Below are 9,727 nucleotides of genomic sequence, written 5' to 3'. Positions count from 1 at the left end.
ATTCTGAAAGTGATGGACGAAGCCATTGGCGGTCACCGTGAAGAGCTTTCTACTTATGCGCCTCGCTTTACTACTATCAAAATTGATCAGGACAAGATCAAAGACGTTATCGGTAAAGGTGGAGCGGTCATTCGTGAGCTGACCGAATCAACCAATACCAACATTGAGATTGGTGATGACGGTACCATTAAAGTTGCAGCAAGCGATCAGGCAGATGCCGACGCTGCTATTGAGAAAATCAAGCAGTTAACGGCTAATGTTGAAGTAGGTAAAATTTACCAGGGTAAAGTAGCGCGTATCGTAGACTTCGGTGCGTTTGTTACTGTGTTACCAGGGAAAGACGGCTTAGTTCATATTTCTCAAATTGCAGAAGAACGTGTTAATGACGTAAACGAATACCTGAAAGTTGGTGATGTCGTTCCGGTTAAAGTACTGGAAATTGATCGCCAGGGTCGTGTCCGTCTAAGCATGAAAGAAGCTGCTGAGAAAAAAGAAGAGCCAGCAACTGAAGCTCCTGCAGAACCAGCTGCTGAAGACGAAAACAAAAGCGAAGAATAATCGTAAAGATTCTCTAAGCTTTGTTAAAAACCCCGTTTAAACGGGGTTTTTTTATGTCTGGCTTTTGCCTGTTTGGCTTCGAGTGTGCTGTAATAGAGCTATAGGTTTATTCAAAGGAAATATTATGCAGGTGCGAACAAGTAGTGCATTCATCGGAGCTCTTTTGTTGTTAGGAGCGTTGACCGGGTGTGCGTCGCAAAATTCAGTTAATCAATTGCCGGACAATGTTGTGCTTGCAGAGCCTGAGCGCGCAGAATTTCGTTATGAAATAGAGCTCGCGCGTATTGCTCAGATGTTGGGAGAGGATTTAACCCAGGAACAACGAGCAGAGCTATATTATCGCCGTGGCGCCCTATACGATGCTGTCGGACTAAGGACTCTGGCCAGAATGGATTTCACTCGTGCGTTGGAATATAACCCGAGACTAGCGGATGCCTATAATTTTTTAGGTATTCAATACACACAGTTAGAAGAATTCGATTATGCGTATGAAGCTTTTGACTCAGCAATTGAGTTGGATCCCGAGCATCGTTACGCTTATTTGAATCGAGGAATAGCTGAGTACTACGATGCAAGAACCGAGCTTTCTCAGGAAGACTTAGAGTATCACTTGGAGAAAGAACCGGAAGACCCTTACCGGGTTATTTGGCTATTTTTAGCGGAATATGAAAATGATCCGGAGCAGGCGCAGATTAGTCTGGAAGAAAATGCTGAAAAGCTTGATAAAAGCGAATGGGGTTATCAGATTACGCAACTGTATGCGGATAAGCTTTCTAAAGAGGCTTTTTTAGAACGTATGACCCGTAACTTGGGTGATTCTGAAAAACTGACAGAGCGTTTATGTGAAGCTTACTTTTATTTGGGGAAGTATATGCAGATAAAAGGTGATCAGCTGGAAGCTATGAATTATTTTAAACTGGCTTTAATGACGAATGTTTATGAGTTTGTTGAGCACCGTTATGCGTCGGTTGAGTTAACGCGTATTCGTCACGCGTTATTAAACCGGTAAAGAGCCATTTGATGAAAGGACGGCTGTTAGTACTTTCTGCTTTTTTGGTTATAAGTAGCGGGTCTCATCAAGTCTTTAATTCACAGCAAACATTGAACTGGTCTGCGCATAAAGGAAATGCGAAAGCGCAATATCAATTAGCTAACCGTTATTGGCAAGACAAAAATCGCACTGCCGCTCATTACTGGTGGCAGCGCTCTGCCAAACAAAAGTATTCTCCTGCCATCGAGAGCTTAGTTCTTGCTTTTCCTAAAGCTAACGACGACTGGTTAAAATTGGCTGTCGCTGCTGGTAACCCTACCGCTAAGCGGCAAGTTGCAATGACTGAACTGACAGACGATAACATTTCAATAGGACAGTGGCAGCACCGTTGGCAAAGTGCCGATGAACCCTGGTTAAAGCAAAAGTTTGCGTTACTTGAGCGTTACCAGAAAAATGATAACTGCGATATAAGTATTAAAGTGATAGCGGCTAATCAAAGCGCAAAAAAGCGCTACCTTGATTTTTTATCGGCAGTAAAAAACTCCCCTTTTACGACCAGTAACTGGTGCATCGGTTGGGCTCTGGACGAGGAATTATCATGCTCTATTGGTGATGAGCGAGGCAGGGCAAGTTGTCGTTCAGATAAAGTGGCTGACAGAACAGTGATATTGGCTGATAAGGGCATTGCGAGCGCCGACAGTCAGACATTGACATTGACCCCCGATAGCTCAGAAAAAGTTATTCAACATGAGCTGGGCCATTGGCTGGGGTTTGCCGATGAGTATGCCATGTCGGAGTCTCTGGCCCGGAAATTTTGCAACGGCCATTATGAGCATGAAAGCTTAAATATTATTGTTTCCGGCCACGCTCAGTACTATTCCAGCGATCAAATACGGGACATCTATGACAACTTACCATGGAAAAGTGAAATACCTTCATGGAAAGAAATAGCCCAGAAAGAAGGGGAGAAGTGGCGCCTGGGCAGCTCGGAAAGTCGCGATATAGGACTTTTTAAAGCTGACACCTGCAATGCTATTAGTGATAAACAAGCTTGGCGTCCGGTAAATGTCAAAACGGCGATGGAGCAGCACAATACCGGACTATGGCCAGAGCTTTATTTGAAGTTATTGCGGAAACATCAATAACTGCCGTGTAAGAAGACTATACAGAGAGCGCTACTTGAGCCAGGATAAGCACCGGACAAAGTGTTGCCAGAAACCAGATGAGCGAACGTAACTTGTCGTAGTTGCTCAAGTACGCAATGTGGTAAAGCACTCTTAACACAATGAATGAAACGCCCAGAAACTCAATTCTTTCGGTTACCTGAGAAGTGGCTATAGCAGCTAGAATTGCAGCAGCAAATAACGGGAAAGCTTCATAGGCATTGTAATGACCTGCAACAGCGCGGGCGCCTCGCCCAAGTAAGCGCTGTTGCTGAGCTCTGGGATGTTTATTGTCGTAACCGTTGTCGCGATTCTGAAAATAAACCACAGGAGCCTTGGCTAAAATAGGCAAGACTCCGGCAATGAGTAAACACCACAGTAAAAGGCTCATGGTCAAGCTTCCTAATTAACGTACAGTTTCACCCGCTGCCTGCAAGTCGGCATGATAAGAAGAACGTACTAGCGGACCGCTGGCAATATGGCTGAAGCCCATTTCAACACCTGCAACGCGCAGCTTTTCAAATTCATCCGGGTGAACATAGCGGGCAACCGGAATATGGTGGCGGCTAGGCTGTAAATACTGGCCGATAGTCAACATGTCGACATCATGCGCACGGAGGTCTTTCATAACCTCCAGTATTTCTTCTTTGGTTTCGCCAAGGCCAACCATCAGCCCTGATTTAGTGCGTATATCAGGACGAGCCTCTTTGTATTTTTGCAGCAAATCTAAAGACCACTGATAGTTTGCACCCGGACGAGCTGCTTTATAAAGGCGCGGCACAGTTTCAAGGTTGTGGTTGAACACATCAGGCGCTTCATCTTTCAGGATATCAAGCGCTACTTGCATACGGCCACGAAAGTCCGGTACAAGTACTTCAACCTGAATATTGTTTTCGCTGTGTTTACGTATTTCACGAATACAATCGGCAAAATGCTGAGCCCCGCCATCGCGTAAATCATCACGATCAACTGAGGTAATAACGACATACTTCACTTTCATGTCGCGAATCGTTTTGCCCAGTTTTTCAGCTTCTTCAGGGTCCGGCGGAAGAGGGCGACCATGAGCAACATCGCAGAATGGACAACGACGCGTGCAAATATCACCCAGAATCATAAAGCTGGCTGTACCGTGGTTAAAACATTCCGGTAAATTTGGACAGGAAGCTTCCTCACAAACAGAGTGCAGGCCATGGCTGCGCATAGCCTGCTTAATTTCATCAATACGCTCAGTTGAAGAAGGGAGCTTCACCTTCAACCACGACGGCTTACGCAACATCTGGTCGCGTTCTGTGGGAATAATTTGTACTGGTATCAGTGCCATTTTATCGGCGTCACGCATTTTGACACCAGGTTCAACTCTAACTGGCTTTGACATAATCTTGAGCGAGTCCCGTTTGTTGAAGAATGTTGCTGTAGGAAACTGAACTAGTGAAGTGTTTTATCACTGCATTAGCGGCTTCACTAAAGCTTTCAGGACCATTGAGATCCTTGGTTTGAATCATTTTTATGCCCGATAGCCCACAAGGGTTGATCCGGGCAAAGGGTTCCATATCCATATTGACGTTTAACGCCAACCCGTGGAAAGAACAGCCTTTACGAATACGCAGCCCTAACGAGCAAATTTTATCATTACCAACATAGACACCCGGAGCATCGCGTCGAGCTTGAGCATCAATACGGTAATCGGCAAGAGTCCCGATAACCGTGTTTTCAATTTGATTGACTAACTGGCGGACACCGTAATTTAGGCGACGAATATTCAGAAGAAAATAAATAACAACCTGACCCGGGCCGTGGTAGGTTACCTGCCCACCTCTGTCGACTTGAATAACGGGAATATCGCCGGGAGCCAGAATATGCTCGGCCTTTCCGGCCTGCCCTTGGGTAAACACAGGGTCATGTTCAACCACCCACAGCTCGTCTGCAGTGTGTTCGTCGCGCTGGTCGGTGAATTGTTGCATAGCATGCCATACGGGTTCGTATGGCTGCCTGCCTAATTCACGAATAATTAAGGTATCGTTCATGCCGTCATTATAACGTTTGTCTAGAACAACGGCTAGTCTTGCAACTACAGAACGTAGCGAACGTCGTCAATATCTGACAACGATCGATAAAGAATTTCAATATGTTCCTGACTTTCTACACGCACAGCGACAGAAACCGAATGATAATTGCCTTTACTGCTAGGTTTTACCGAAGGAGAATAATCACCGGGAGCATGCTCCTGTAAAACTTCGACAACTTGATCAGGAAGGCTGGCACTGGCAACCCCCATCACTTTAAAAGTAAAGTGACAAGGGAAGTCTACCAGTTCATCAAAGCGTGTCTTTTGCATCTATCTTAACCTTTATTCTTCACTAAACTGCTGTTTAATATAATCCATAATTTTCTTGAAGAAACCGCCTTCCTCAACTGCCTGCAGAGTCACTAACGGGAAAGATGCGACATCTTCATCGTTCAACTGAAGGTAGACTGTTCCAACATGCTGGCCTTTTGATAATGGCGCTTGCAACTGCTGATCAAGTTCAAAGTTAGCTTTCAGTTTGTCGCGCTGACCTTTCGGTAAAGTAATGACCACATCTTCACTGATTCCAAGCTCAACTTCGTCAAGGTCTCCCCCCCAAATGCGATGAGAAATAAAGCTCTCACCAGCACTATAGGCTTTGACGGTTTCGTAGTAGCGGAAACCGTAGTTAAGCAGCTTTTTACTTTCTACTTTACGGGCCTGTTCGCTGTTAGTCCCCATTACCACAGCAATTAAACGTGTGCCGTCTTCAACTGCAGATGAGACAAGGCTATAACCTGCTTCGTTGGTATGTCCTGTTTTTATGCCGTCTACGTTTAAGCTGCGGTCCCAGAGTAATGAGTTGCGGTTGTACTGCTTAATGTTGTTGAAGGTGAACGACTTCTCCGCATAAAGTGCGTACTCTTCCGGCGTTTCTTCAATTAAAGCACTGGCTAACGTCGCCATGTCACGAGCAGAAACGTACTGATCGGGGTCTGGTAAACCGTGACTGTTTGAGAAGTGGCTGTCGTTCATGCCAATTTGTTCAGCGTAGTTATTCATTAAGTCGGCAAATGCGTCTTCGCTGCCGGCAATATGCTCAGCCATAGCCACGCAGGCATCGTTACCTGACGAAATAATAATGCCGCGATTCAGGTCTTCCACGCTGATTTCTTTGCCAACCTCAATGAACATTTTTGAGGACTCAGGGAAGTTCTTTGCCCAGGCATTTTCGCTAATGGTAACCATGTCGTTTGAGCTAATACGGCCGGCAAGTATTTCTTTACCAATGATATAACTTGTCATCATTTTGGTCAGGCTTGCAGGAGGAAGGCTCTCAGCAGAGTTACCTTCGGCCAGCACCTTACCCGTGGTGTGATCGATAAGTATGTAAGCTTTGGCGTTAATTGACGGCGCATTGGGAACCAATGACTGGGCCGCAAAACTTGCTGAGCTGAATAATAGGGTTACAACTGTAAAAAGGTGACAAATTTTTTTCATTGGAATTATCTTTATCTTATCGGTCAAAAGGTGAATCGAGTGCGTAATGGGGCCGGATTATATCAGTTCTGATGCTTAGCGTCAGGAGTATCGGACTGACTTTGCGCTGCCTTTACGCGAAAAGCTTCCGGGTATCCTGAAGACCGTATTTGCTCCAGCAAATCGTAGCTGTCATCTTCTGAAACCGGACCCAGCATTAATTTATGTAGACCATGACTTTGTTCAGTAGTTGCAATCTCCTGAAACTTCGGCGGTAAGTCGTGTTTTAATTGCGATAAACGGTCAGGGTTTGACGATGCCACTAATTGAATGAGGTAATCAGGTCGGTTTTCTGCGGCTGTTTTTTGTGCCGCAGGCATGGGAGTATTCAAACTTATAGCCTCAATTTTGACCGGAGCTGTGCCACTGTCTAACATGTCCAGTTTATAGGCTGCAGCGAAGGATAAGTCGATAATACGTTCCGGATGAAACGGACCGCGGTCATTCACTCTGACCACAACGCTACGGTCATTTCTCAGGTTAGTGACTTTAACGTAGGTTGGCAGAGGCAGGCGTGTATGCGCAGCGGACATGCTGTACATGTCATAATACTCGCCATTAGAAGTCAGGTGCCCGTGAAACTTATTGCCGTACCAGGAAGCGTAACCTTCCTCGACATAGCCTGCTGCACTTTCCATGACTTCATAGTCATTACCCAGTACCCGGTAGTCACGGTTGCCTTGAGGACTAATAGGTTCGTGAACAGGAACGGCATTACGCAGTTCCGACTCGTTAGGTAGCCGGGTGGGGGCGCTGTCTTTGTGTTGACTGTAGCGACCCGTTGGCGAATTTGAGCAACTGCTGAGCAGAAAGGTACTCAGCAGTAATATCAATAAGCTATTCCACTTCATTCTTCAGTTGCTCACTAAACTGATAGACGGCCATCGCATATAAAGGGCTATGGTTATATCGCGTAATAACATAGAAGTTATCGTACGCTAACCAGTATTCATGGTCTTGTTCGGTTTCAAACTCGAAAACTCGCACTTTAGTCTCTTCATTGACTGCGCTGTGAGATGGAAGGTCATAGCCTTTACTTTCTATATCAGAGCGCTTTAGGTTTGGCTTCATACCGTCACTGACCAGGTCTTTCCAGTTTTGCGATTCATCAAGTGGCTGAGCAACAGGCTGCCCTTGTTGCCATTTATGCTTCGCAAAGTAATTCGCGACACTGCCTATGGCATCGACCGGATTGGTTAAAATGTCTCGCTGACCGTCGCCATCAAAATCGACGGCATAGTGGCGGTAACTGGACGAAATAAACTGTCCGAACCCCATGGCACCTGCATATGAACCCTTGGCTTCACTGACGTTCCAGCCTTCTTCGGAGGCTAACTGGAAAAATTCACCAAGTTCAGAGCGAAAGAATTTTGAACGGGGAGGGTAGTGAAAACCTAAAGTGTAAAGTGAATCAAGGACAGAGTATTTGCCCATATAACTACCATAAAAGGTTTCAACGCCAATTATAGCAACGATGATTTGTGCCGGAACGCCATATTCTTGCTCAGCGCGCTCAAGCGTATCTTTATGTTCGCGCCAAAATTTAACGCCCGACTCAAGACGTTTTTCCGTGAGGAAAATAGGGTAATATTGATACCAGGGTTTGGCTTCCCATGGGCGCTGGATTGCTTCAAGCACTTCTTCATTTTTGTTGGCTTTTGAAAGCCATTGACGAACTTTGTCTTCATCAAGCTGATGTTCTTGAACCTGCTCTTGAATAAAATCTTCAACTTCACTCGACTGCTGTTGAGCCGTTGCATAAAAACTGGTTGTCGCGGTAAGCAAAGCTAACCCAAATAAAGCGCGCATAGGAATCCCCTGTTTAGCCATTTTTCATTACCAGGCGATGGTGGGTCGCAATGGACATCAAAATGCCAAACCCGGCCATCAGCGTCACCATTGAGGTGCCCCCGTAACTGATTAAAGGTAATGGTACCCCAACCACAGGTAAGAGTCCTGAAACCATACCAATATTTACAAAAACATAAACGAAGAAAGTTAGTGTCAAAGAGCCCGCCAAGAGTTTGCTAAAAATATCCTGTGTTTGCAGAGCGATAATTAAGCCTCGCAAAATAACAAAGCCATAGAGGGCAAGCAGAAGGATAACGCCGGTAAGCCCAAACTCTTCGCTAAACACTGAGAAAATAAAGTCCGTATGGCGTTCAGGTAAAAACTCTAGCTGAGACTGCGTGCCTTGCAACCAGCCTTTGCCATCTATGCCACCAGAGCCGATGGCTATTTTTGACTGGATAATGTGGTAACCGGAACCCAGAGGATCGCGCTCAGGGTTCAAAAAAGTTAATACGCGTTGGCGCTGATAGTCGTGCATAAGGTAGAACCAGAGAACCGGCGTAAAAGCGGCAGCTGTAATCCCTGCAGTGGTGACAAGCTTCCAACTGAGTCCGGCGAGGAAAATGACGAAAATTCCTGCGCAGGCTACGAGTAGGGATGTCCCTAAATCTGGCTGTCGAGCAATGAGTAAAGTGGGAATAATAACCAGAACTAAAGCCCCAAACAGCCGGTAAATTGAAGGCGGAATGGGACGCTGATTCATATACCAGGCCAACATTAGTGGCATAGCTAACTTCATAATCTCTGACGGTTGTATGGTTAACGGGCCAATATCCAACCAGCGTTGTGCGCCTTTTCCCATTTCGCCAAAAGCAAGTACTGCGATTAGTAACAGTACTCCCACAATAAAAGCAGGCACTGCAAAACGTGACAGAGCGCGGGGAGGAATTTGCGCAACGATGAAAAGGACGACAAATGACAAACCAATGCGAACGGATTGTCTTTTTACAACATCAATGTCCTGACCTGCAGCGCTGTAGATAACAAAGAGGCTGACAATCGACAGGATGATCAAAGGGAGAAGAAGCGGTCCATCAATGTGGAGCTTCTTTAGTAACGGATTGCGTTGGCGCTCTTCAGTCGTCAGCATTAGTATTTTCCTGCTGTTTATTGCCGTTATTAAAGCGAGTATGCCAAAGATCAAGCATTTTTCTTGCGACCGGAGCTGCCACGCTTCCGCCGCCACCCAGAGAGTTTTCAATGGTTACCACAACAATAACTTTGGGGTCATCAGCTGGTGCATAACCGACATACATGGCGTTGTCCCGGTAGCGTTCTGCGATATCTTCGGCATTGTATTCTTCTTCTTGTCCCAGGCTTCTTACCTGAGCAGTCCCTGTTTTTCCCGCGGATGAATAGGGGGCGTCTTTAAAGGCAGACTGCGCTGTTCCTTTTTGCTCCATGTTAACGTTACGCATTGCTTTAGTAATGATTTCCCAGTTATTACTGTCCTTTAACTTTAAAGGTTCGCGATGAGTAATTAACGCCTCTTCAAATTCGCCGTCCTGTATTTTGCCTTTCAGTAGACGAGGAACCAGGTGTTCGCCTTTATTTGCAACTATTGCGGTAGCTACCGCCAATTGCATTGGGGTTGCCGTCCAGTAGCTTTGACCTATACCG

Annotated in this window: 12 protein-coding genes; 3 read left to right on the top strand and 9 right to left on the bottom strand. The window is 45.8% G+C overall.

Annotated features, from left to right (window positions below; all coding sequences use genetic code 11):
- From B3180_RS04395 to B3180_RS04385, 3 genes are all read left to right on the top strand, one after another.
- On the top strand, positions 1-558 hold a 558-nt coding region (locus B3180_RS04395; RefSeq protein ID WP_286843254.1), incomplete at its 5' end, for a S1 RNA-binding domain-containing protein.
- Positions 559-682: 124 nt separating this feature from the next.
- Entirely contained in the window at positions 683-1,567 is an 885-nt protein-coding gene (gene nlpI, locus B3180_RS04390; RefSeq protein WP_271331546.1) for a lipoprotein NlpI, read from the top strand.
- 11 nt (positions 1,568-1,578) lie between these two features.
- Entirely contained in the window at positions 1,579-2,694 is a 1,116-nt protein-coding gene (locus B3180_RS04385; RefSeq protein ID WP_278358354.1) for a peptidase, read from the top strand.
- Positions 2,695-2,710: 16 nt separating this feature from the next.
- On the opposite strand, the gene B3180_RS04380 is transcribed toward B3180_RS04385, so the two are convergent.
- The 9 genes from B3180_RS04380 to B3180_RS04340 all read right to left on the bottom strand — a co-directional run.
- On the bottom strand, positions 2,711-3,103 hold the full coding sequence (locus B3180_RS04380) for an MAPEG family protein (RefSeq protein WP_199494430.1): 393 nt from the start codon (positions 3,101-3,103) through the stop codon (positions 2,711-2,713).
- A 15-nt stretch (positions 3,104-3,118) separates the two neighbouring features.
- Positions 3,119-4,087, bottom strand: a complete 969-nt coding sequence (lipA, locus tag B3180_RS04375; protein WP_278358355.1) for a lipoyl synthase — start codon at positions 4,085-4,087, stop codon at positions 3,119-3,121.
- Positions 4,071-4,736: a lipoyl(octanoyl) transferase LipB gene (gene lipB / locus B3180_RS04370; protein WP_054487083.1), complete on the bottom strand. Its 666-nt coding sequence runs from the start codon at positions 4,734-4,736 to the stop codon at positions 4,071-4,073. The genes lipA and lipB overlap by 17 nt, the downstream gene beginning before the upstream one ends.
- A gap of 44 nt (positions 4,737-4,780) precedes the next feature.
- The gene (gene ybeD, locus B3180_RS04365; RefSeq protein ID WP_054487085.1) at positions 4,781-5,047 is read right to left on the bottom strand and encodes a DUF493 family protein YbeD; all 267 of its coding nucleotides are present in this window, start codon (positions 5,045-5,047) and stop codon (positions 4,781-4,783) included.
- 12 nt (positions 5,048-5,059) lie between these two features.
- A complete protein-coding gene (locus tag B3180_RS04360) occupies positions 5,060-6,217 on the bottom strand; it encodes a D-alanyl-D-alanine carboxypeptidase family protein (RefSeq protein ID WP_199494431.1) in 1,158 nt (385 codons plus the stop codon).
- Between the two features lie 62 nt (positions 6,218-6,279).
- Positions 6,280-7,107: a septal ring lytic transglycosylase RlpA family protein gene (locus B3180_RS04355; RefSeq protein ID WP_199494432.1), complete on the bottom strand. Its 828-nt coding sequence runs from the start codon at positions 7,105-7,107 to the stop codon at positions 6,280-6,282.
- Entirely contained in the window at positions 7,094-8,065 is a 972-nt protein-coding gene (gene mltB, locus B3180_RS04350; RefSeq protein ID WP_278355641.1) for a lytic murein transglycosylase B, read from the bottom strand. Before mltB ends, B3180_RS04355 begins: the two co-directional genes overlap by 14 nt.
- 13 nt (positions 8,066-8,078) lie before the next feature.
- Positions 8,079-9,197, bottom strand: a complete 1,119-nt coding sequence (rodA, locus tag B3180_RS04345) for a rod shape-determining protein RodA (RefSeq protein WP_199494434.1) — start codon at positions 9,195-9,197, stop codon at positions 8,079-8,081.
- Positions 9,184-9,727: penicillin-binding transpeptidase domain-containing protein (locus tag B3180_RS04340; RefSeq protein WP_286843249.1), on the bottom strand; the 544-nt coding region annotated here is incomplete at its 5' end. The genes rodA and B3180_RS04340, both read right to left, overlap by 14 nt.

Origin of the sequence: Idiomarina sp. UBA4206, from assembly GCF_002383015.1 — a bacterium.
Lineage (GTDB): Bacteria > Pseudomonadota > Gammaproteobacteria > Enterobacterales > Alteromonadaceae > Idiomarina > Idiomarina abyssalis.
This window is presented reverse-complemented; position numbering and strand designations above follow the sequence as displayed.

Bases quoted from the DNA above. Each gene is read 5' to 3' on its own strand.
- nlpI (WP_271331546.1), top strand. From the start codon at position 683: ATGCAGGTGCGAACAAGTAGTGCATTCATCGGAGCTCTTTTGTTGTTA.
- B3180_RS04385 (WP_278358354.1), top strand. From the start codon at position 1,579: ATGAAAGGACGGCTGTTAGTACTTTCTGCTTTTTTGGTTATAAGTAGC.
- B3180_RS04380 (WP_199494430.1), bottom strand. From the start codon at position 3,103: ATGAGCCTTTTACTGTGGTGTTTACTCATTGCCGGAGTCTTGCCTATT.
- lipA (WP_278358355.1), bottom strand. From the start codon at position 4,087: ATGTCAAAGCCAGTTAGAGTTGAACCTGGTGTCAAAATGCGTGACGCC.
- lipB (WP_054487083.1), bottom strand. From the start codon at position 4,736: ATGAACGATACCTTAATTATTCGTGAATTAGGCAGGCAGCCATACGAA.
- ybeD (WP_054487085.1), bottom strand. From the start codon at position 5,047: ATGCAAAAGACACGCTTTGATGAACTGGTAGACTTCCCTTGTCACTTT.
- B3180_RS04360 (WP_199494431.1), bottom strand. From the start codon at position 6,217: ATGAAAAAAATTTGTCACCTTTTTACAGTTGTAACCCTATTATTCAGC.
- B3180_RS04355 (WP_199494432.1), bottom strand. From the start codon at position 7,107: ATGAAGTGGAATAGCTTATTGATATTACTGCTGAGTACCTTTCTGCTC.
- mltB (WP_278355641.1), bottom strand. From the start codon at position 8,065: ATGCGCGCTTTATTTGGGTTAGCTTTGCTTACCGCGACAACCAGTTTT.
- rodA (WP_199494434.1), bottom strand. From the start codon at position 9,197: ATGCTGACGACTGAAGAGCGCCAACGCAATCCGTTACTAAAGAAGCTC.